Source organism: Geomonas oryzae (assembly GCF_004117875.1).
In the GTDB taxonomy this organism is placed as follows: Bacteria; Desulfobacterota; Desulfuromonadia; order Geobacterales; family Geobacteraceae; genus Geomonas; species Geomonas oryzae.
The window spans coordinates 13340-35106 of record NZ_RAHW01000004.1 but is presented as its reverse complement, the minus strand read 5'-3'; the positions used below and the strand labels follow the sequence as shown (position 1 = coordinate 35106).

Genomic DNA, 21767 nt, shown 5'->3' with positions numbered 1-21767 from the left:
CCGGCCGGGTCCGCATACGGAGGACACGGCGGGTGTTTTTGACACGGAGTCAACGCTCCGTCACCGAAAAGGGTGTCCGGAGCCATAATCGACCGGCTTTGCCGGCGAAAGTGGTCGGTACCGCGTCATGTGTTGCAAATTGGCAGCCAACTTGGCGTGGGGGAAAAGCGCTACTGATTGGCGGGGATCGTGGACGGGGTTTCAGTCGCCGAAGGCTTCGCTGTCGTAAATCTCCTGGGACTCGCGTGAGGTCTTTACCACGGTCCCCCGGTACAGTATGTACTGCCTATGGCAAGCGCACGAGTATGACAGTTTCACACTCCAGTGAGACTGGACATAACCCGGATATTCGTTGCGCAGGCCGCACTCGCATGTGAACCCGCTTTCGTCGTGCTCTATGTCAGCCATGACGTCCTCCAGCCTGCCACCACAACAGAATGAGGAAACTAAAGAGATAGTATCGTGCCGGCATTCATCCTTCTGGTATATAAATCATATTACTAGAGACAGTGCGGGTAAGTCCCATTAAAAGCGACGAACTTTTTCCGTATACGATTCTATGCGCCCTCCCTCGAAAGTCAACTTCGCCGCTCCAAAATGACAGGAATTTTCTCCCTGTCCGTTTCGGATCATCCCGTCGTCCCGCAGCCGCTTCTGTGGACAAAAGGCCATTGCTTTACCATATGCAATCAGTGTAATGTATTCAGGCTTCTACACAAAGGGTCCGCTCTGCGGCCCCCTCATACCGACGATACACGACAATACTAAACCACCCGCGAGGGTGGGGCGGAAAGCCCATTGGGTCTCATGCAGACAGCCGGGTTGCCGAAATATCATTTATAAGGCGACGCGGTTTTTTTATTCGGTAACCGATTCATTCAAACGGGTACTGGAGGTCTCATGCTGGCACTGGATAGCACCATCGGCTGTATCGAAGTCGCGGAATCCGAGGTTCTCGACCTCTTTCGCTCCGCACCCGTCACCCAAAGTTCCTCGCCCGGTTCCCGCCCCGAATCGATGGAGGCGCACGTGTGCGCCATCAGGAAGAAGACGCTGGTAAAGGTCTATCTCACCTTCGTCGTCAACGACCGCAAGATCTTCGTCTATACCGCTCCCGGCAAGGGAACAAGTGAAGCCGAGTACTCCGGTGACCTGGATGAGGCACTGGAGTGTGCCAGGGCCATGGGTTTTTCCCCCGAGCGCGTGGACATGAGCTACAGTCCCGCCATGCGCGAGGTAGTCGTGCGCAACTCGAAAATCCTGCGCCTCCCCGGGGCCAAGGGGACATCCGCCTTGAAACAGGGGCTGGCCGGAGCGCCCACCCTTCCTATCGCCCAGAAGGCCTCGGCAAAGGACTCCACAGCTGCCCCCTCCTCGCTCCTTTCTCCTACCATCCCGGCACCACCGGCATCCCGACCGGAAGCATCGGAGCCGGTCAATCAGTCGAAGACCGAGGCGGGCAAGGCGCACAAGGCCCTTCTAGCGGAGCGCGACGCCCTTAACACCCAGTTGCAACAACTCTCCCTCCAACGCAAGCAGGTCGCGGAAGAACTGTCCTCGGCAATGAAGGCATGCGCCGCCCTGACCGCCGAGAAGGAGGCAATCCTCGGTCAAGCAAGAAAGGCAGAGGAGGAGCTGCGCGTAAAGGAGGCCCAGACCGCTCGGGCCCTCGACGAGGCCGCCGGTCTGGCGACGCGGCTCGACGAACTCACGCGACAGCACGCCGGTACGGAGCAGGAGCACGAGGCCATGGTGGAGAACCTGGCCCAGGCGAGACAGGATCTCTCACTGCTTGCAAAAGAGCGTGATGCGGCACTCGAGTCGGAGCGAAAAGCGGGGGAGGTGCAGCGAGAGACGGCCGCGAAGCTGGAAGAGGCGCACCGGGAGCTGGAGCGGCTGAGGCGGGAGAGGGAGGAAGCTTCGCAGCGGTTGGCCGAGGTGACCAAGGAGAAGGAGCGCCAGGAGCAGGAGCTTGCCGAACTGCGCCGTCACCTTTCCGAGGCGAAAGCGGCGCAGGATGCCGCACAAAACCGTGTCGCGAAGCTGGAGGAGCAGAAAGCGCCCGCCGAGAGCGAGCCGGAGGACCTGCACGGAGAACTCCGGCGGATCGGAGAAGAAAGGGACGACGCCCTGCGACGCGCCACGGCCTCGGATGAAAAGCTCGGCAGCGCCGAAGCGGAACTCGCGGATCTGCGCCGCGAACTGGCCGATCTGCGCCGGGAACTGGAGCAGGTCCGGGTCGAACGCGATCAGCCCCTTTTGCCGGCGGCGGCACCGCAGCTGGAGAAAAGTCCCGCCGAAGACTGGCCCTACCGGCCGCACCTCGAGTCCCCCAAGGTACAGCAAAAGGACGACGGGGCACGGCAGTCTCCTCTCCCCCTCCCCCCGAATCCGGCCTTCGGCGAGGTGCCGCGCTTCGAGGAATTCAACGTCCCGCAGCAGCAGGAGCACGACTGGTCCGCACCGCCCCCCTCAAGCGGCGCCTCAGCCTCAGCCTCAGCCTCAGCCGATGCCGATGCCGACGCCGACGCCGCATTCCCGCCGTCCGGCCAGGAGGCGCCTTTCTTCGTCCCCTTGGGGGACCTTGGGGGCGGCTTCAACTTCGGGGCGGACGACGGAGCGCCGATCCTGTTCATACTGGAAAGCAGCCTCTCGGCCGTCGAGGTGCAAAGTACGGAGGACGTGCTGGAACTGCATCACTCGATCAACAACGCCTACCTGTCGCCGGAAGGAACCGGAGGTCAGGAAAGCTGCCAGGGGTATATCTGCTGTTTGCGCAAAGGGGAGAAGAAAGAAGTCTTTGCGGCGATCTACGGAACGCAGAGCAAGCGGACCCGGGTCTACCTCCCTGAAGAGCAGCCGCAAGACGACGATTCCTATGCGAGGACGGTGAGGGGGGCTATCAGTTTTGCCGAAGAGGTCGGCTTGATGATGGAGCCGGTCTCGCTTGAGGGCTCGGCTGCGAAGAAGATGGAGCGTCTCAAGCGATGCCCGGCCTTGCATTTGGTAGGACCTGCCTGAAGCTAGGACTGCTGGCTTCTCTTGAACAGGAAGTCGCTCCACCTCTCCCCGGATCTGGTAAGAGGTTGCTGCGATTTTCTGATCGGATCACGCCCGATTTCCACCCACCCCGAAGATCTCAAAAAGGCGACGATCTTCCTCTCCCTGATCAGGTAGTCCAGCATATAAGAAGGGACATTCTTCTCTTCGCCGTTTTCAAAAATCACCGTAATTCCCATCTCTAACACGCTCCTTTGTTCCTGGTGAAACTCTTCCCGCCTCCTTCCTCATGAATCATTCTCATCGACCAGTGTCATTCTAGCCTACTCCGGCTATCTATTCAACAAGACATCGCCCTCGACGATACGCCCCATCGCCGGACCCGATAACGGCCGACATCCCTCGGTTCGTCACCCCCTTTCGACCTCCCAAAAAACCGCCTCCAACCGCTTGCCATTTCATGAACAACTGCTAAGTTTCTTCACTGTGTTTGAAATCACTAATAAAACTGAGGAGGTGCTCACATGAACGTGACGGCCTACGACAGCTCATAAGTCACCCCTCCCCGCTCTCACGTAACGCTCTGATCCGGTTATGCAGGCCAGACCCGAGACAAGGAGGAATTATGCAACGCAACGTTTTAGGGAGATTCTCGTCATTTTTGATTGCCTCAACCGCTGCAGCCGCACTTTTCCTGGGCGGCTGCGAAGGGGACAGGGGTCCCAAGGGGGAGCCCGGTGCACCCGGCGGCGCCTTTACCAACCTGAGCACCGCCACCACCGATCAACTGGCAAACATCACCTTCGACCAGAATTCCAGCACGGTCGACAGCGTCACCATCCAAAGCCCGCCCGTAGTCACCTTCACCTTGAAAACGACCAGCGGCCAGGCCGTCGAAGGGATCGGGAGCAGGGATACCTCGGGGCGGCTCAACAACCTCGGTTTCTCGCTCGCAAAACTGATACCCGCATCAAACGGCACGCCTTCGCACTGGGTGAACTATATCGTGACCACCGTCCCTACCGGCGGTGCCGCCGTAGCCGCCTCCAGGCCGACGTCGGACCGTGAAGGGAAGCTCGAATACCTGGGCAACGGCAAATACCGCTACACCTTCGCCCGCGACATAAAGCTGATCCAGGGCCAGGTCAACGCCATGACCTTCACCGGCAACAACCGCAGAAACGATCTTGGCGATCTCACCTACGATCCGACGAAGACGCACCGCCTCGTGGTGGCCTACGGCGGCAACATCCCCGGCACGAGCCCGGCCGTCGCGTACAAGAACGCCATCAACCTCGTCTACGACTTCGTTCCGGCCACCGGGACCCGCGTGACCTCGTCGACCTCCAACGCGGCGCAGCGCAACATCGTGCTCACCAAGTACTGCAACGAGTGCCACGGCAACCCGGGCGACCCGAACAACCTCAACGAGCAGGGCTGGGGCTTGGGCGTCACCACGCCCCACCTCGACCGGGTCGACACGCGCTACTGCGCGATCTGCCATACGAGCCAGCGCGCCTACGGAAGGGCGATCTCGACCGCGACGAGCGGCGCCTTCACCGGCAACACCTACGTGACCGCGGACGTGAGCACCGCCGACCCCTCCACGGACGAGGCCCAGATCTTGGGCGAGTTCGTGACCATGGTCCACAAGATCCACATGGGGAGCAACCTCACCCTGACCGGCTACAGCTATGCAGGGGTGCACTTCAACGAGGTCGCCTACCCGCAAAGCGCCGCACTTTGCCGCAAGTGCCACCGCGCCGACACGGCGAAGGAGCAGGCGGTGACGCCGCAGGGCAACAACTGGCGCACCATGCCGAGCAGGAAAGCCTGCGGTGCCTGCCATGACAACGTCCATTTCTCCACCGGCACCATCACCGAGGGGGCCACCACGATCACGCATCCGGTGCAGTTGAACGATGCAAGCTGCAACGCCTGCCACACCCCGACCGCGATCACCGAATCGCACGCGCAGGCCATCGTGACTCCGCTCAACCCCGAAGCGCCGGCAGGCCTCACGAGCTTCACCTACGACCTGGCCGGTGCCTCCGTCGATGCGAGCAACAACCTCACCATCAAGTTCCGCATCCTGAACCAAGCCACCAACACGCCGATCACCCTGGCAACCCCGGCGGCAGGCCTTACCGCGGCACTCCCGGGCTTCACAGGCAGTCCGAGCTTCCTTCTGGCCTACGCCATGCCGCAGCTCGAGACCGGCACGGCGATCCCGGCCGACTACAACAACCTGGGGAAGGTCGCGGCGCAGCCTGATGCGATCTCCATCGCAACCCTGCTCAACACGAACAACGCCGCGACAGGCAGCATAACCGGTCCGGACGGCAGCGGTTACTACACGGCGACCATCAACGCCGCCTCCGCCTTCCCGGTCGGCGCCAAGATGCGCGCCGTCGCGATGCAAAGCTACTTCAGCCAGACCGGATTCGACAGCTCGATCGCCGGGCGCCACACTAAAGCGGTGATCGTTCCCGTCACCGGCGACGCCGTGCGCCGCACCGTAGTCGATCCTGACAAGTGCAGGAACTGCCACGAGTTCTTCGAAGCCCACGGCGGGCAGCGCGTCTACCAGACCCAGGTCTGCGTGACCTGCCACAACCCGAACCTGACCACCTCGGGGCGCACCATCAGCAATACCAAGCTCTCCGGCTTCAACTTCACGCCGGTCCAGCTCGGCATCCTGACCACCTGGGATCCGGCCTTCAACAAAACTACCGCCGGGTACGCGCTCACCTTCCCCGAGTTCTCCAACAACTTCAAGGACCTGATCCACGGCATCCATGCCGGTGCCACCCGCACCGATCCGATCCGCGACGTCCGCAACGGCCCGAGCACCGGCATCACGCTCATCGCCGGTGAGGAGATCACCTTCCCGAACATGCTGGGCAACTGCGAGGCCTGCCACGTAAGCCAGCAGAGCTACACCCCTGATGTGGTGAGTGCGCTCGTCCCGAGGGCGCTCCCGTCGACCCAGGTAACCCGCAGTGCGACCTCGATAGCGACCCCGACGACGGCGACCCTCACGGCGGCACGCGCCACGGTCCCGAACCCCGAGGACCTGGTGGTGGCGCCGATCACCGCGGCCTGCGTGAGCTGCCACGACACCCCGCTCGCCAAGGCCCACATGCAGGCCAACGGGGCGCAGCTGGGCGCGGCTCTCAACGGCCCGTCCTACACCGACATGGGTACCCTCCGCACGGACCTGCCGTCGCTGACCGAGCAATGCGTGCTCTGCCACGGCCAAGGGAAAGTGGCCGACGTCATCACCATGCACGCGGCGAACCGCCCGGCGGTGGTTTCCGTCACCCCGACGACCACGACCACGAGTGCGACCAAAGCTCTCATCAAGAAGATGTTGAACTGGTAGCAGCACGACCGGCCGGGGGCTTTGCGCCCCCGGCTTTTTCCACTTTGCATTTCCCCACGGCAACCTGAGACAGCATCAAGAAAGGAGGAAATGTCTTGAAAATTAAAACCGCGAAAAAGACGGGAGATCCGCCTCCCTTTGCCTCAAAGCCCATGCGGACCGTGCTTTTGTCCTGCTTCCTGGTGCTCCTTCTCCACCAGGCCGCGAGCGCAACCTCGATCTCGGGGAACTCGACCACCATCCTGCGCATGAGGGAGGGGATGGACGACGAAAACCTCTTCCCGCTTTACGAATACCTGCACCTCTCCGCAAGCGACACCACGAAAAACGGCGCCATCTCACTGGAGATCGGCGGCTGGGGGAGGGTCGATCTGGGCGATCGCAGCTTCGAGCACCGCGAGGAGGGGGACATCCAGTACGGCTTTTTAAGCTACCGCGCGAACCGCAACAACTTCCGGGTGGACGCGGGGCGTCAGTGGGTCGTCGAAGGTGTGGCCACCGAGCGGATCGACGGCCTCTCCCTGCGCAGCGACCTGGCCGCAGGGTTCACCGCCGCCGCCTTTGTCGGCTCGCCCGTGGTGACGCAACCAAACTTCAACGACGGAGATCTCATTTACGGCGGGCGGCTCGCCCACTCCGTCCCCATGTACTACACGATCGGCGTGAGCGCCCTGAGGGACGAGGCGAGCCCGGACGCCGTGCGCGAGGAGGAAGGGATCGACCTGTGGCTGCATCCCATCGCCATGGTCGACATAAGCGGCCGATCGACCTACAACTCGCTCAGCGACGGGTGGATGGAACACTCCTATACCGCCAGCGTCACGCCTACGGACTCCTTGCGCTGCAGCGCCTCGCTGCAGAACGTGCACTACGACGACTACTTCTACCACGTCACCACGAGCGCACTGAGCCTCACCAACGGCATCATCCTTCCCGGCGAGGAGATGTGGAACGCAGGCGGAAGCATCGGCTACAGCGCCACCAAGAGCATCGCCGTTTCCGCCGAGTACAACCACTACGAGTACGACATCGCCGGCAACGCCGATTACTACGGGGCGACCGGCAGCTTCGGCACCGCAGGAGGGCTTGCCGCCGGGGTCTCCTACCACCGGATGGACGGCTCCACCAACCGTCTGCGCTACAACCAGTACCGCGTATGGGCGGCACAAAAGTTCGGCCCCGTCGACGTCGCCCTGGATTTCTTCGACGTCGACTTCGACAGGAGCATCAACGGCAGGGAGAACACTTTTTCCCTGGCCGGTGCGGCCGGATATGATCTCACGCCGAACCTCAGGGTGGCCGCCGACCTCGACTACATCCGGAGCGCCGATTTCGACAACGAACTGCGCGGACTGGTGAAAGTCACCTACGCCTTCGGCATCGGAAAGGAGGGGAAATAGTGAAAAAGACAGCCTTCATCGCCCTGATGCCCCTGATGCTCTCCCTGCTCTACGCCTGCGCCAACACGACCAGCGTCGCCCGCGTGCATCCGGAGGAGGTCAAGGGGCTTCCCAGGTGCGCCGAGTGCCACACCGATCAGTGGGCGGCGCTGAATCACCAGGCACAGGATTTTTATCTGAAGCACAAATTCTACGCCGCCCAGCAGCGGGAGGCCTGCAGCGCCTGCCACAAGGAATCCTTCTGCGTCGAATGCCACGCGCACAAGGAAGAGATCCTCCCGAGCGACAAGTACAAGGAAAGGCCCGAACTGGCGCTCCCGCACCGGGGGGACTACCTGAGCCGGCACAGGATCGAGGGGCGTATCACCCCGGCCTCCTGCCTTAAGTGCCACGGACGGCAAAACAACGAGAGGTGCAAATCATGCCACAAGTAACCAGACCAGCCCGAGCTACCGTGATGCTTTGGTGCCTGCTGCTGTCGCTTGCCGGCTGTGGGGACACCAACAAACACGCAAGTTTCGACCCGGACAAGGGTGAACATCCCGACGACTGGCTCCCCGCCCGCCACGCCGTGGCCGCCATCGGCCGCCTGCAGGATTGCACGCCCTGCCACGGCACGGACTTCAAGGGGGGGATCTCCAAGGTAGCCTGCACGCAGTGCCACCTCGGCAACGAGACGGATGTTCATCCCCTTGAATGGGACGGATATGACTACGCGCGACATGGCGCGTGGATAAGAAGCCGCGTCATCGCCTCCGGGGTACCCTCAGCCGACCTCGTCCCCGGCGCGCTCGGCACCATCTTTACCTCCCATGCGAAAACCGCGACGGCCGGATGCGCCAACGTGTTCTGCCACGGCGCCGACTACCGGGGCGTCCGCGGCTCCGGCCCTTCCTGTTTCGACGACCAGCCGGGCGTCGTCGATTCCAGCTGCCACGCGGGTAACGCCTTCTCCTTCCACCCGTTAAGCTGGTTCCCGGCAAGGCTTACCACTGCCCCCGGCATCGCGCCGACCATCCTCCCCGCCCACGGCTCTTACGTGCAGACCTACGGCGCGGCGGAGTGCTCCATCCCGGTCTGCCACGGCACCGGGAGTCCGCCGACCATATCCGTCGGCATCGGCAGTACCCGGATCACCGGCACCACCCCGACGACGCCGAACTACCAGAGCTACGGCCCGGCCTTCACCGGATTCACCACTGCGAGGACACAGGTCGTGGTCACCAACACCGGACGCCTCTGCGCGGCGTGCCACTTCTAAAAAGTCGTACCGGAAAGAACAAAGGGGGGCCTGCCGTCGCAGCGCCCCCCTCTTTTTTCACTTTCCTGATTACGGCGATCCTACGTCCACGTCCCCTCTCTCTCCGGGAGAGGGCCAGGGTGAGGGCGTCGGCAGATGCAACTACTCACTTCGAGGCAGCGCCCTCACCCGCCCTTCGGGCACCCTCTCCCGGAGGGAGAGGGTATGCGTTACCAAGGCGTCAATTGTCCCCCAACCGCTCATGCACCTCTTCGCGCTCCTTTGCCTGCCGCCCCCTGTCCCAGCCGAGCTCGGACGCCATCAGCTCGTGCACGGCGGCTGCGGCGGAGCGTGCCCCCGCACGGTCCAGGAGAGCGAGCGGAACACGCCGCTCGACGAAATCGAGCACGGTAAGCGCCATCTCGCAGCGCACCGCGTAAATGACCTCCCCCTTCAGGTACGGATGCCCCGGAGCGAGCCTCTCGCCCAGCCCCCCCTTACAAAGCCGCGCCACCTCGAGGGCATGGTCGCCGTAGGAGCGGTGCAGGTGCAGGGCCACGTCCGGGTCGAGATCGAAGTTGCGGGCAAGCTCCACCGCGCTCCCGTCCCTGAAGTTCTCCCCGCCGTCGAGCACGAGGCGGTCGGTACGACACGGCCCGGTGGCGGCAAGCCCCACGTTTTTCACCACGTAGTCCACCGTGTCCAGCGCCATCTTCCGGTAGGTGGTCCACTTGCCGCCGACTATGGTGATGAGGCCGGTGGGAGAGCAACTGATGACATGGTCACGGGCGAGCTCGGCGGTGTCGGCGGTGAAGGGATCGTGCACCAAAGGCCTGAGCCCGGCCCACGAGGCCGTGATGTCCTGGCTCTTCGCCCCGAGGTTGAAGTAGCGCCTTAAGTGGCGCAGCAGGTACTCCACGTCCTTTTCCCGCGCAAGCGGCAGTTCGTCGGCATCGGCCGGTTCCTCGGTGGTGCCGACGAGACACGCCCCCTCCCAGGGGAGGATGAAGAGGACGCGGCCGTCGTCCGTCTTCGGGATCATCACCCCCGCCTCCATGGGCGCAAAACGCCCGGGAAGCACGATGTGGATGCCGCGGCTCACCCTGAGCAGCGAGGCGGCGGTCGGGTCATCCATGCGGCGCACCATGTCGGCGGAGGAGCCGCAGGCGTTGATCACGCAGCGGGCGCGGATCTGCCAGGAAGTCCCTAACAGAGGATCGCGCACGACCGCCCCGGCCACCCTCCCCTTCTCCCGGACCAGTCCGGCCGCCTCCACGTAGTTGCAGATAACCGCCCCCTCCCTGGCCGCGGTCCTGGCGAGGGCTATGTTCATGCGCACGTCGTTGAACTGCCCGTCGTAGTACTGCACCCCCCCCTTGAGCCTTTCCTCCCGGATCATCGGGAAGCGCCGCAGCATCTCCCCGCGGGAAACGAAACGGCTGTGCCCAAGCCCCGCGTCGCCGGCGAGAAGATCGTAGAGCTTCAGCCCGGACCAGACGTAGGGGACCTGTCCCAGGCTGTACAGCGGCGTCACCAGGGTGAGGCGATGGCAAAGGTGCGGGGCGATCCTCAAAAGGACCGTGCGTTCGTGCAGCCCGTCGCGCACCAGGTTGAACTGCACCCGGTCCATGTGCATGACCGCCGATTCCAGATAGCGGACACCGCCATGGAGCAGTTTGGTGCTCTTGCCGCTCGTACCGCCGCCGAAGTCGCCCCGGTCGACGAGGGCGACCGAGAGGCCGCGGTTGGCCGCATCGACGGCGATGCCGCAGCCGGTAGCGCCTCCGCCGATCACCAGCATGTCGAAGGTCCGCCCGCTTTTCAGTAGATCAAGATTCGCGTTCCTGTCCGTCACAAAATCCTCCAAAGATTGCAAGGCATCCCCTCTCCCCCCGGGAGAGGGTGGCCGAAGGCCGGGTGAGGGCATCGCCACGAAGCGACGCATCGCCCATCGCAGCGCCCTCACCCCGTCCCTCTCCCGGAGGGAGAGGGGGCTCCTGGCCTCCGGAGCCCGAGCCGCCTTTACTCTTTAGCCCAACCGAGCGAGAGTTGCACGCATTTTTGCCATCCCCGGTACATTTCCGCGCGCCGCTCCGGCAAAAGGGAGGGCTCGAAGCTCCGGTCGAGACTCCAGCTCTTCCCGATGCGCTCCTTGTCGAGGACGCCCGCGCCGAGCCCGGCGAGAAACGCGGCCCCAAGCGAGGTACTCTCGGTGCAGCGCGGCCTCAGCACCGGGACGCCGAGAAGACCCGCCTGGATCTCCAGCAGGAGGTTGTTGCGGGTCGCTCCGCCGTCCACCCGCAGTTCGCTGAGGGGAATCCCCCCCGCGCGTTCCATGGCGCGGATCGCGTCGACGGTCTGGAAGGCGATCGCGTCGAGGGCGGCGCGGGCCAGATGCGCCTTGCCGCTCCCCCTGGTGAGCCCGGCGATGACACCTCTTGCGTACGGGTCCCAGTAGGGGGTGCCGAGCCCCGACAGGGCCGGGACGAAGTAGACCCCGCCGCTGTCGGCGACGCTTCCGGCAAGCCCCTCGACCTCGGCGGCTCCCCCGATCAAACCGAGCCCCTCTTCGAGCCATTGCACCGCGGCGCCGGCGATGAAGATCGACCCTTCAAGGGCGTACTGCACCGCCTCCCCCGGCAACTGCCAGGCGATGGTGGAGAGCACCCCCTCGCCGCTTCCCGGTCGCTCGCCGCAGTTCATCACCACGAAGGCGCCGGTGCCGAAGGTCGCCTTGGCCATACCGGGTGCGAAGCAGGCCTGGCCGAAGAGCGCCGCCTGCTGGTCCCCGGCCGCGCCGGTGATCGGGATGCGGCACTCAAGGAGTTCGGCGGAGGTCTCCCCGAAACTCCCCGCACTCATGCGCACCTCGGGGAGGATGGCGCGCGGCACGCCGAAGATCCTCAAGAGCTCGTCGTCCCACTGAAGCGTCTTGATGTTGAAGAGCATGGTGCGGCTTGCGTTGGTGATGTCGGTCACGTGGCTTTTGCCGCCGGTCAAGCGGTAGATGAGCCATGAGTCGACGGTGCCGAAGCAGATCTCGCCGCGCGCGGCGCGCTCCCTGAGCCCCGCCTCGTCCAGGATCCAGGCGATCTTCGTCGCGGAGAAGTACGGGTCGAGGAGAAGGCCGGTCCGCTCCCTGACCTCACCTTCCAGCCCCTCCCCCTTCATACGCTGCGTGACATCCGCCGTCCTGCGGTCCTGCCAGACGATGGCCCGGTGCAGGGGGCGCCCGGTCGCGCGCTCCCAGATGAGCGTCGTCTCGCGCTGGTTCGTTATGCCGATCCCGGCGATGAAAGCGCCACGCTCCGCGGCGTAGGCGAGTACCTCGCGCAGACAGGATAGCTGCCCCTCAAGGATCTCCTCCGGGTCATGCTCGACCCAGCCGGGCTCCGGGTAGTGCTGGGTGAGCGGGGCCGATGCGGTGAAGAGCGCCTCTCCTTGCGCTCCGTACAGCGTCGCCCGGCTGCTGGTGGTCCCCTGGTCGATGGAAATCAGGTATGCCACGCGTCCTCCTTTTCCCTATTTGAACCTGAAGATGAACCTGGTGCCGAGTCGATCCTCCTGGTGCTGGCCGCTGTAGGACCAACCGGTGACCGGCTCCTGGTCGTAGTAAAGCATGAGGTCGGTGCGCGGGGTGAGGTGCAGGCCGAGCTCGCCGGTCCACCTCGGTGTGCGGTTTGGGGTGAACTCGTAGACGTTGCGGTAGCCCGACTCGGGACGGATGCCGAATTCCTCGCCTGCGGTGAGTCCCCGGGTTTCCACGGAAAGCATGGAGAACTTCGCCCCGGCCGAGAAATAAAGCGCCTGCGAAAGCGACAGGCGCCAGCCGGCCTGGGCGTGCAGCCGGTGCATCGACTGTTCGATGCCGCCGTGCAGCTCCTGTCCGGCGCCGCGATAGCTTATGCCAAGCTCTGGTTCGAGCGTCAGCTCCGGCGCGGCCGAGAAACTCATGCCGGCGCTGGTGAGGAAGTGGTCGGTCTTGAAGAAACGCGCCGTATCGTCGCTTTTGGGGCGAGGCAAGGCGGTAATGGGAGGAGAGAGGCTGGGTGTACCGAGATCCTCGGCACCGGCAGATGTCACCATCAGGCATAGTAGTACGCTGACAAGCCTCAAGACTCTCATGTGCGACAGTGTAGCAAAAAAGATGAGGAGATGCTCTCTATTTGCTCCTGCGTCGGCAACAAAAAAGCCCCGAACCGGTCGGGGCTTTTGCTTGCAATCTGTTCCTTTGCCAGCTCGATAAGTGGGCGTGTCAGAAGTAGGAAACGACTTCGAAGTCCCTGTTCGCTATCTTCTCGAACACCTCGCTGGAAAAGGCGAATTCGTGAACCTGCTTTGCCTGGAACGGGTGATCCACCTGCAGCAGGGGGAGTTTCAGTTCCTTGACCGTCTTCCCGGTCTTGTCCTTGATGGCATCCTCCGCCTTGGTATAGGTCACGCTGACGGTGTGCACCAGGTGTTTGACCGGCGTCAGCTCCTGGCTGGTTCCGGTGATTTTTATCGTGGCGGACGCGGGGAGCACCTTGCGCAGCTTGTCGGCGAAGAACTCGATGTCTCCGGAGATCTTCAGCACGCTCTCGCATTCCGCACGCTGGGCGTCCGTCATCTTGTTCTGCTTGATGTGGACGAGCTTGTCCAGACACGACTTGATCTCTTCCGGGGTAAGGTTTGCCGCCTTTTGCATCTTGGCCTTGTCGCCTGACTTCACGCCGTCCAGAAAGGCGGCGGCAAGTTGCTGGTTGGCGGCGCTATCCTCAGCGGAAACCTTCGCGTCCCCTTTTTTCGATGGCTGATCAACCGGTTTCCCATTGCATGCTGCCAACGCCGCTACCAATACGCAAAGAACAATCAGCCGAACTACTTCTCTCATGGCATCTCCTGGATAGAAAATAGCCCGAGGGCGTCGCCACCCTCGGGTTATCGTGTTGCGGATTATCTTGATGCCCCGTCGGGGGGAAGGCTGACCTTCCCCCTTACGGAATGCATCATTTTACCACCAGCGGTGTACTGCCTTGATGGTCGGGACCCTTTCGTTCAGCACGTTGGAAGCGGTACCGTGGCAGACGAGGCAGGTCTCGGACTTGAGGAGCGCCGTGCTGCGCGCTTCGTAGATAGCACCACCGAACTGCTTCATGTGCGCCTGCGCCTGGGTGGTGTCGTGGCAGGAGAAGCAGGCCGCGGTGATCGGCGAGATGATCAGCGTGGTGTCGGCGGCAGGGGTGGTCACGCCGGTATTGCCGTTGTAGCTGAAGGCGGCACCGTAGGAGGCGCCTGCAGTGACGAACGGCGACTTGACGAAGTCGGTGGAGAGAACGTTCTCTGTACCGCTGACTATCGAGTAGGCCGCGGCGTTGATGGTGCCGTTTGCCGCGGTGCTCGGCAGCAGGCTGGTGACGGCAGCGGCGGATGCGGTTGCGCTGAAGTCATAGGTGCCGGCTACGTGGCACTGCTCGCAATCCTGCAGGTAGCCAGGATAGGTGGTGTTCCAGTACTTGTCTCCTGCAGTTGCCTCCCAGGAGAACTTGTTGGTACGTTTAGCGGCCGCATGGATCGAGTGGATCGCATCCTTCGCGTTGATTGCCCAACCCGTGTTGGTCTTGTTCACGGTATGGCAGAACGTGCAGGTCGGTGCATCGTTCCTCTGGCCGGAGTGGAAGGTCGGTGCGATGCCGAGTGCGGCATGGCAGGCGTTGCACTTCGCGTTGGCAACGATGGTGCGGCGTGCGGTAAAGCCGGTTGCGGTTTTCCAGACGTTAGGAGTCACCACGATGAGGCCGCCCACGTTGGTGGTGGCGTTGTAGGCCCACTTGGTCTTCAGCGACGACGGAACGGTCAGCGTGCTGAGGTCGGTCTGGGTCAGAGGTGTGCTGCCACTGCCGTAGCTGTAGCCAACGCCGCCGGTCAGCATCTTCGCCGAGGTCGGCACGGTCTGGTTGTTGATCACGATGGTGTAGTAGCCGTTACTGTCTGGTCCGGTCATGGTCGCATTGGTGTTGGTACCGTTCCAGACCGCCTTGATCCATGCATTAGCCGAGGCGTTGAAGTCAGCCGGAGCCACTGTCGCGGACGGGATGTTGTCCTGCGGTACCGAGTATGCGAAGTATACGCTCGGCGCGCCGGTGAAGCCGGTCATCATGTCGGTCACTACGCCGGCCTGGTAGGTGTTGAATGCAACCGGGGTACCGTTCTTCACGAAACGGAAGGTGATGGACGGGTGACGGTTGGAATCGAGGCCTACGGATTTCACATCCCAGGTGACGACTGCAGCGCCCGGAACGGTGATCCCTGCTGCCGGGAGGTAGCCGGCATAGGTGTGGGTGTTGGTGCCGCCAAGCTCAGGAGCAGCCGGGTCCGGATCCTGCACCGCGAGGTGGGCGGTGGCTACTTCCACGGTAGAGGTGGTGCCGGCGTGGCAGCCTGCGCAGGAAGAGTCATCGGTCTGGCCGCCCTGGTGGTTGGCGAAGTCGAAGGCGTTGTGGCAGGAGCCGCAGGCCTTGCGGGTCGGTTTGGACTTCCAGTTGTTGACGTCTTTGCCTTTGTGGCAGAAGACGCAGTTCCTCATATCCTGGGGATAGGTCTGCTCGCCGTAGGTGACGAGGACGCCGGTCGGAACGGTCCAGGTGTCGTTGGCTTCGTTGAAGGTTTCGCCCATGTGGATGCGGTGGATGAAGGTGACGAACTCGCCTTCGCCGCTGTCGAACTGGTTGGTGTGGCACATTACGCAGAGCTTCGTGTCAACCCTGGAGCCGGTGTGGCCGGAGAGCATGTTGCCGGCGGCAAGGCCGAGCTTGTAGTGGCAGCTGTCGCATGCGCTGGTGGCGACGATGTCGCGTGCGTAGGTACGCGCGTTGTTCGTGTCGACCAGAACCGCACCGGTTGCCGGGGTGAAGTCGTAGAACATGTTGGTGGTGTTCGGGGTGGTGAACACGGCCTGTACTGCGTTGGTTGCCGGGTTGATCGGGCCGGCGTAGCCGCCCGGAACCGCTACGGAGCGTACCGAGATGCCGATACGGTGGGTAGCGTTCGCGTCGTAGGCTACGTTGGTGTTGGCGGTGATGTCGGCGCCGAAGGTGACGGTGTAGCTGCCGTCGCCGTGGTCGATGACGGTGTAGCCGCTCTGGGTTTTCACGCCGTTCACGTACAGGTCGGCAGCGTCGGTGCCCGGAACGGTCGGAGCAGTCGGGGTGCTGCTACCCCTGGGAACGTTGGCCGGGATGGCGGAAAGCGGAAGGCCGGCGCTGATGTAGTTCTGCCAGTAGGAGTTGGAGCCGTTGGTCTCCGGAACCAGCTTGGCGACGTGGAGGGCGAAGGTCCTGAGACCCTTGATACCCTTGCCGGTTGCCTTGTTGGTGACGGTGAAGTTGACGATCGGCTTTTTGCCCGGGATGAAGGCGCTGGTCACGGCGCCATTGAGCTGGATGTTGTTCAGGTCGTCGACGGTGAGGGTGGAGGCATCGGCCGCCGGCAGCATGTCGGCGTTGGAGACGGTACCCGTCAGGGCGAGGCCGCTGGTGGTGTAGGAGAGGATCTGGCCGCCTGCGTTGGTTACCTGGGTCGCACAGTCGGTGTAGGTCTTGCCTACGGAATTGAGGGTCTGACCCGCATCGCCCAGTACACCGGAAAGGCCGAGCATGGCCGACACGGTTTTCGCGATGTCGGTGGACTGCTGGCTGATCAGGATGGAGATCGGGCTTGCGCCGGTGATTACGCCCGGAGCAGGAGGATTGCTGAGATCGATCGGCACCAGCGAGCGGAAGGTACCCTGAGCCACGACGGCCTTGAAGACGAGGACGGTCTTGGTCGCAGGGAGGGTGAAGGTGAGCCCGCTGAAGCTCCCGTTGCTGTCGATGACGGCGGTGCCGAGCTGGGCGCCGTCCTGGGCATCATAGACGAAGACATGGTTCGTCGCGGTAGCCGAAGTAGCTGACAGGAACGCGGTCTTCGCGGTGGCCTTGGAGACGTCGACCTTGCCGCCGACGGTCACCTCGGTCCCCTTGCTGGTGATCTTGGTGGTGGACCCCCCTCCGCTGCAGCCTGCGAGAGGCAGCAGCACGCATACTACGAGTGCTACGAGGTACCTTAAGTTTCTGCCAATCATAGTTTCCTCCTGTTTGTTGTGTCCTGCTCGGATAGTGCGTTGTCAACTGCTAACGATTCCAGAATTTTCCCCCTTTGTTCCAGATCTATGTTCTTTACGGGCCGGTGGTAACCTGGCCGTTTACCGTCACCCCGAGAGACGCCTTGTTCGGGGTTACGGCGAGTGCTGTGCTGGCTGCGGAGCGGTTGCCTGCCTTGTCGAAGGCCTTCACCGTGTAGGAATAGGTAACGGCGGAGGTAACCGACTGGTCGGTGAAGCTGGTCGAGGTCGAGGTGCCGACCTTAACGCCGTCCCTGAAGATCTCGTACCCGGTGACGCCGACGTTGTCGGTCGCGGCGGTCCAGGTGAGAGCGACCGAACTGTTGGTGCCGGAGATCGCCGAGGTCACCGCGGCAAGACCGGTCGGCGCGGCGGGTGCGATGATATCGAGCTGCGAAAGCAGGTCGTTCGAGAGCTGACCGCTCACGGTCACGTTCAGCGATGCCTGGTTCGGCTTCACGGAGAGCGGCGCGCTGGCGGCCGCCATGTTGCCGGCGCCGTCGAAGGCGACCACGGTGTAGGAGTAGGTGACGTTGGAGGTCACCGGCTGATCGGTGAAGGTGTTCGAAGTCGAGGTCCCGACCTTCACGCCGTTGCGATAGATGTCATAGCCGGCCACGCCGTTCGCGTCGGTGGAATTCTCCCACACGAGCACGACCGAGCTGGTCGACGAGGTGAGGGCAAAGGTGGTCGCGGAAAGGCCGGTGACCACGGTAGGCGGCGTCACGTCGCCGAAGTCGGGCTCGGGCGGCGGGGTGGTGACCTGCTGCGTGATGCTGTTCACCGTGGTGGCAAGGGTCGGGTTGTCCGCCGCCACCTGGGTTGCCGCGGTGGTGAAGACGTCGACGAAGGTCTGATACGCAGGGGCGCTCGTGTTGACATCGACGATGGCGTCGTTCAGAACGGACATTACGGCGGTCGTGTCGGACAACTGCGAATCGACGATCATCTGATCGATCACCGCGAGAGCGGCCTGGTAGGTGGTGCTTTCCGCAGGCGGCGCCAGGATGTCGGTCACGTTGAAGAGATCGCCCACCTGGGCGTTTGCTGCCACGACAGATTCTTGCAGTACCTGGGTGGTGACGGTGCCCGGTTTCTGCTCGAGGATCACCGGCAATTTCTGGTACGCCATGTCGGTCAGCGGACTGACCGTGACGGGAACGGCCGGGTCGAAGTTGTCCACCACGGCGCTGAAGGAATCGGCCGTCGTGAACGGCACGGCTTCGCCGGTGCTCTCGCTCAGGTAGGTGGCGCCGGGGCGCCCGGTAACGGTTACCACCACCGGGCCGGTGACCGTGGCGGGAATCTTCACCGCGTAGCTGCCGTCGACAGCCGTGGTTCCCGATCCGACGAGATCACCGCGCGTCCCGTTCAGGGCAAGCCGGTACACGGAGACGAGTCCGTTCGCTATCGGCCCCTTCACTGCCACGCCCGAGATGATCCTCGTCTCGCCGCCGCCACCACCGCCGCCACCGCCGCAGCCGATGAGGACCAACGGCAGACAGAGGAGCAGTAATGCAGCAGCAATGTATTTCTTCCAGGGGATGCACATATTATGTTCTCCTTCTGCTATCAGGGAAATGAACCACCGGTTCCTAGTTCAGCGGGCTCGTCGGCGGACCGTTGTTGTGACAGTTGTAGCAGCTCGGCCCACTCAACCACGCGCCTCTCAGATCAGTCCCATGGCAGACTGCGTTCTTGCAGGTCGAGAAATCATAATTGCCGCCGGACAGGTTGGCTTTGAGCCAGGTCGCGTGCTTGCTGAGGTCCGGGTCGCCGGCGGCACCCCACGGATGGATCGTGGGTGCCTGCGCCGTGCCGCCCTGGTGGCAGCTGAGGCAGGAAGGCCCGCTGTCGGTCACGCCGAGGAGATCGGTGCCGTGGCAAAGCGCCGTGGCACAGGTACCGGTGCCGTTGGCGTCGATGTAGGCCGGGTGACGCAGGTACGCGACCTGCCCCCACCCCAACGGATGGATCGCCGTGGTTCCGCCGATGTGGCACCCCGCCGTGCCGAAGCAGGTGACCTTCGAGATACCGCCATTGAGGTCTTCGCCGTGACACTCGGCACAGCCGTTCACGTCCTCCTCGGCGGCCGCGGAGTGGCCCGCCGGAAGCCAGTTGGCCGGGTGCTTTCCTGCCGCCGGATCGAAAGAGGCCTTGGGGTTGGCATCCCCGCACCCCGACAGGGCCAGTGCCAGCGCACCAAGAACCGCAAAAGACAGAACTTTTGTCGTTATTTGTGGCATGTCACGCACCTCTCGTTGTTCTGACGTCCGTGGCACTTGGCGCACGAGGCAGGATTCATCTTGCCGTCGATCCTGTGCTGGCTCATGTAGTCACCGCGATGCGGCATGGTGCGCTCCACCGCCTCGGAGTACTTGACGTTGGGGTTTAACTCTTCCTTGTGCGCATGGCAGTCGCTGCAGAAGGACTCGGCATGGCAGGAATTGCAGGAGCGTCTCGCGTTGGTGGCGAAGATGCTGTGTTTTTTGAAGAAGTCGACGGCCTGGTGGTTCATCGCCGCATAGGCGTCGGTATGGCACTCGGTACAGTTCGGGGTTCCCGTAACCGCTTCCGGATGGATCCTCGCGCCGCTGTTCGTGTTGGCACAGGCAAAGAGAACACATGCCATAAGCGGCATCATCAGCAGAATCAGAAGTTTACTTTTCACTCTTGCCCCCCTTTTCGCCGGTTTTCATGTCGAAAGCATAAGCGACCTTCACGAGCGCCCTCCACTCCCTGTCGAAATCCGGGCTCTGCGAGTACTCGACGTCCCCGCCGACCTTCAGTTTCTCGGTGACCTCGTAACCTGCGATGCCGGTCAAGGCGAAGCTGCTCTTCACGCCGTCGATGGGGCGATCGAAGATTACGTTGTAGAAGTCGAGTCCCAGTTCGGCGTGTCCGACTTTTTTCAGCGCGTAAAGGCGGTAGTCGTAATAGCGCAGCCGCTCGGAGTCACCGATCATCCGGTGCACCGAGCCCCCGAGGGAGAGCGCTCCCGGCGCGGTCCAGGCCACCTTGCCGCCCACGTAGTCACCGGAGCCCTGAATCTCGTAGTCGTACTTTTTGTACTCGGCCGCGACGGTCAGGTCCTTTTTGGGGGTCCAGGCGGCGCTCGCGCCGTACGTGGTCAGCTCCTCGTTGGGATCGAGCGCGCCGCCGTTATTTTTGAGGGCGAACGCGGTGGTGGTCACGTTGTAGAAGTAGTCACTGTAGTTGATCCGCGAGAAGTCGGCGCTCAAGGTCACCTGGTCGATGGGAGCCACGGACAGGGTGTAGGCATGCTCCATCCACCCCGAGGTGATCGAGTTGTAGCTGGAACGGCCGGTAAGGTCGACCTGCTTCACGGGATGAAGCCAGACGTCGACCCCCTCTTCCTCGCGGTCGCGGGCGACGTCGGACTCGTTTCTGAGCGCGCTCACCCCGATGGTGTAGAGCCCCGCTTTCCCCTGGGCCACGCGGCCGCCGTAGATGTAGTCGCCTCCCTTGTAGCTCGGGTCGGTAACGACGGGCTGCCCGACGAAGGCGGCGGCGGTGAAGCCGGCGGCGAAATCGCTTCTCGCGTAGAGGCCGTCGATCCTCTCGGCTGCCACCCCTTCGGTGACGAACTGGCGTCCCACGTTCACCACCAGGTTGTTTTTCGCACCCTGGTAGCTCAGGAAGCCGTACTGGAGGTCCCCGTCGGTGTAGTGATCGCTGGACTTGTCGACGAGGTCGAGCCGCCCCCACGCACCCAAGTGCAGCGAGACGGAGCTGCCGTCCTTCTCTGCCGTGGATACCGAGAAACGCAGGTACTCGTACAGCGGGTAGAGGTCGTCCTTGCTGATCGTCCTGGTCATGCGCAGGTAGGTGTTGGAGCTGCCGGTGATGGTGTAGTCAGCTGCCAGGACCGGTTGGGCCAGCATCACCGAAGACGCCGCCAGCACCACCCACGCAGTCCTCAGGAGACTACATTTTTCGCGTCCTGATCCTTCTTCTTGGTGGCTTATCAAGACATCCCCTCCTTTTCGTAGTGTGAATCGTTATCCAGTAATCCGTTGCTGCGTGAACGAACGACAGGGAGCCGGGTCTCCAAGCGGAGATGCCGCCATCCATTACTGTCATAAATTTTAAAGTTTCTGCTTATAAGAAAAACGAAATAATTGGGAATACTCTTAGGCGTGCTGACACACCAGTCATTATTCTATATTAATAAAAATTTAGAATCATGTTAGCGGATGTGCTTGACTAATTGGGACCACTGCTAAAGTTACAGCAGCTTTTTCGTAGTGCAAGCCAGGTTGCAAACATTTTTGATCGCCGACATTAAATATATCTTAAAAATATTTCACACAATGGCAGCCTGCCATCGGCATCAGCAGAACTAATATTAACCAAATCTTACAATGCGATCATCCTGCAACTACAAAAGGTCAATGAGAGAAGTCAGTTTTTTGTCACAACAAGCGTCTGTCGTTTTGTGCGGGCAACCCCGCATCAGTCATGCTTATGTCTTGATTCAGGGGGCTTCTGGCCTTTGTTGCGCCGGAATCGTCGTTTGTCGGTCTTCGCCGCTGAACCGGTTTCAATTTGCATCGGAGCGTGCACTCTGAACAATTTGCA

16 protein-coding genes and 1 riboswitch are annotated in these 21767 nt (G+C 62.5%); of the genes, 5 read left to right on the top strand and 11 right to left on the bottom strand.

Annotated features, from left to right (window positions below; translation table 11 throughout):
• Positions 1-201: 201 nt before the first annotated feature.
• On the bottom strand, positions 202-408 hold the full coding sequence (locus tag D6Z24_RS10885; RefSeq protein WP_129126620.1) for a hypothetical protein: 207 nt from the start codon (positions 406-408) through the stop codon (positions 202-204).
• A 345-nt stretch (positions 409-753) separates the two neighbouring features.
• Positions 754-830: riboswitch (cyclic di-GMP riboswitch) on the top strand.
• A 70-nt stretch (positions 831-900) separates the two neighbouring features.
• On the opposite strand from D6Z24_RS10885, the gene D6Z24_RS10880 reads away from it, so the two are divergent.
• Entirely contained in the window at positions 901-3021 is a 2121-nt protein-coding gene (locus D6Z24_RS10880; protein WP_129126619.1) for a coiled-coil domain-containing protein, read from the top strand.
• 2 nt (positions 3022-3023) lie between these two features.
• Here D6Z24_RS10880 and D6Z24_RS10875 read toward each other — a convergent pair whose 3' ends face one another.
• Positions 3024-3239 (bottom strand): GSU3473 family protein, encoded by a 216-nt coding sequence (locus D6Z24_RS10875; RefSeq protein WP_129126618.1) that lies wholly within the window; start codon positions 3237-3239, stop codon positions 3024-3026.
• A 386-nt stretch (positions 3240-3625) separates the two neighbouring features.
• On the opposite strand from D6Z24_RS10875, the gene D6Z24_RS10870 reads away from it, so the two are divergent.
• The 4 genes from D6Z24_RS10870 (at position 3626) to D6Z24_RS10855 (ending at position 9046) form a co-directional block, all read left to right on the top strand.
• Positions 3626-6385 (top strand): OmcA/MtrC family decaheme c-type cytochrome, encoded by a 2760-nt coding sequence (locus D6Z24_RS10870; protein WP_129126617.1) that lies wholly within the window; start codon positions 3626-3628, stop codon positions 6383-6385.
• A 95-nt stretch (positions 6386-6480) separates the two neighbouring features.
• Positions 6481-7785 carry a porin gene (locus D6Z24_RS10865; RefSeq protein WP_246014642.1) on the top strand — a complete coding sequence of 435 codons (1305 nt, stop codon included), beginning with the start codon at positions 6481-6483 and terminating at the stop codon, positions 7783-7785.
• On the top strand, positions 7785-8219 hold the full coding sequence (locus D6Z24_RS10860) for a cytochrome C (RefSeq protein WP_129126616.1): 435 nt from the start codon (positions 7785-7787) through the stop codon (positions 8217-8219). The genes D6Z24_RS10865 and D6Z24_RS10860 overlap by 1 nt, the downstream gene beginning before the upstream one ends.
• Positions 8207-9046: a cytochrome C gene (locus D6Z24_RS10855; protein ID WP_129126615.1), complete on the top strand. Its 840-nt coding sequence runs from the start codon at positions 8207-8209 to the stop codon at positions 9044-9046. Before D6Z24_RS10860 ends, D6Z24_RS10855 begins: the two co-directional genes overlap by 13 nt.
• Before the next feature lie 220 nt (positions 9047-9266).
• Here D6Z24_RS10855 and D6Z24_RS10850 read toward each other — a convergent pair whose 3' ends face one another.
• The 9 genes from D6Z24_RS10850 to D6Z24_RS10810 all read right to left on the bottom strand — a co-directional run bounded on the left by D6Z24_RS10850 (position 9267) and on the right by D6Z24_RS10810 (position 21094).
• Positions 9267-10880: a glycerol-3-phosphate dehydrogenase/oxidase gene (locus D6Z24_RS10850; protein ID WP_129126614.1), complete on the bottom strand. Its 1614-nt coding sequence runs from the start codon at positions 10878-10880 to the stop codon at positions 9267-9269.
• 167 nt (positions 10881-11047) lie between these two features.
• A complete protein-coding gene (gene glpK / locus D6Z24_RS10845) occupies positions 11048-12532 on the bottom strand; it encodes a glycerol kinase GlpK (protein WP_129126613.1) in 1485 nt (494 codons plus the stop codon).
• Positions 12533-12547: 15 nt separating this feature from the next.
• Positions 12548-13150, bottom strand: coding sequence for a hypothetical protein (locus D6Z24_RS10840; RefSeq protein ID WP_407925417.1), 603 nt, complete (start codon positions 13148-13150; stop codon positions 12548-12550).
• A gap of 130 nt (positions 13151-13280) precedes the next feature.
• The gene (locus D6Z24_RS10835; RefSeq protein ID WP_129126612.1) at positions 13281-13898 is read right to left on the bottom strand and encodes a DcrB/PsbP domain-containing protein; all 618 of its coding nucleotides are present in this window, start codon (positions 13896-13898) and stop codon (positions 13281-13283) included.
• 120 nt (positions 13899-14018) lie between these two features.
• Positions 14019-17126, bottom strand: coding sequence for an OmcA/MtrC family decaheme c-type cytochrome (locus tag D6Z24_RS10830; protein WP_129126611.1), 3108 nt, complete (start codon positions 17124-17126; stop codon positions 14019-14021).
• 94 nt (positions 17127-17220) lie between these two features.
• Positions 17221-18717: a fibronectin type III domain-containing protein gene (locus D6Z24_RS10825; protein WP_129126610.1), complete on the bottom strand. Its 1497-nt coding sequence runs from the start codon at positions 18715-18717 to the stop codon at positions 17221-17223.
• A gap of 43 nt (positions 18718-18760) precedes the next feature.
• Positions 18761-19411 (bottom strand): hypothetical protein, encoded by a 651-nt coding sequence (locus D6Z24_RS10820; protein ID WP_129126609.1) that lies wholly within the window; start codon positions 19409-19411, stop codon positions 18761-18763.
• Complete coding sequence (locus D6Z24_RS10815; protein WP_198419542.1) at positions 19399-19836, bottom strand: cytochrome C; 438 nt, start codon at positions 19834-19836, stop codon at positions 19399-19401. Before D6Z24_RS10815 ends, D6Z24_RS10820 begins: the two co-directional genes overlap by 13 nt.
• Complete coding sequence (locus D6Z24_RS10810) at positions 19826-21094, bottom strand: hypothetical protein (protein WP_246014641.1); 1269 nt, start codon at positions 21092-21094, stop codon at positions 19826-19828. The genes D6Z24_RS10815 and D6Z24_RS10810 overlap by 11 nt, the downstream gene beginning before the upstream one ends.
• Between the last annotated feature and the right edge of the window lie 673 nt (positions 21095-21767).

Bases quoted from the DNA above. Each gene is read 5' to 3' on its own strand.
- D6Z24_RS10885 (WP_129126620.1), bottom strand. From the start codon at position 408: ATGGCTGACATAGAGCACGACGAAAGCGGGTTCACATGCGAGTGCGGC.
- D6Z24_RS10880 (WP_129126619.1), top strand. From the start codon at position 901: ATGCTGGCACTGGATAGCACCATCGGCTGTATCGAAGTCGCGGAATCC.
- D6Z24_RS10875 (WP_129126618.1), bottom strand. From the start codon at position 3,239: ATGGGAATTACGGTGATTTTTGAAAACGGCGAAGAGAAGAATGTCCCT.
- D6Z24_RS10870 (WP_129126617.1), top strand. From the start codon at position 3,626: ATGCAACGCAACGTTTTAGGGAGATTCTCGTCATTTTTGATTGCCTCA.
- D6Z24_RS10855 (WP_129126615.1), top strand. From the start codon at position 8,207: ATGCCACAAGTAACCAGACCAGCCCGAGCTACCGTGATGCTTTGGTGC.
- D6Z24_RS10840 (WP_407925417.1), bottom strand. From the start codon at position 13,150: ATGAGAGTCTTGAGGCTTGTCAGCGTACTACTATGCCTGATGGTGACA.
- D6Z24_RS10835 (WP_129126612.1), bottom strand. From the start codon at position 13,898: ATGAGAGAAGTAGTTCGGCTGATTGTTCTTTGCGTATTGGTAGCGGCG.
- D6Z24_RS10830 (WP_129126611.1), bottom strand. From the start codon at position 17,126: ATGATTGGCAGAAACTTAAGGTACCTCGTAGCACTCGTAGTATGCGTG.
- D6Z24_RS10825 (WP_129126610.1), bottom strand. From the start codon at position 18,717: ATGTGCATCCCCTGGAAGAAATACATTGCTGCTGCATTACTGCTCCTC.
- D6Z24_RS10820 (WP_129126609.1), bottom strand. From the start codon at position 19,411: ATGCCACAAATAACGACAAAAGTTCTGTCTTTTGCGGTTCTTGGTGCG.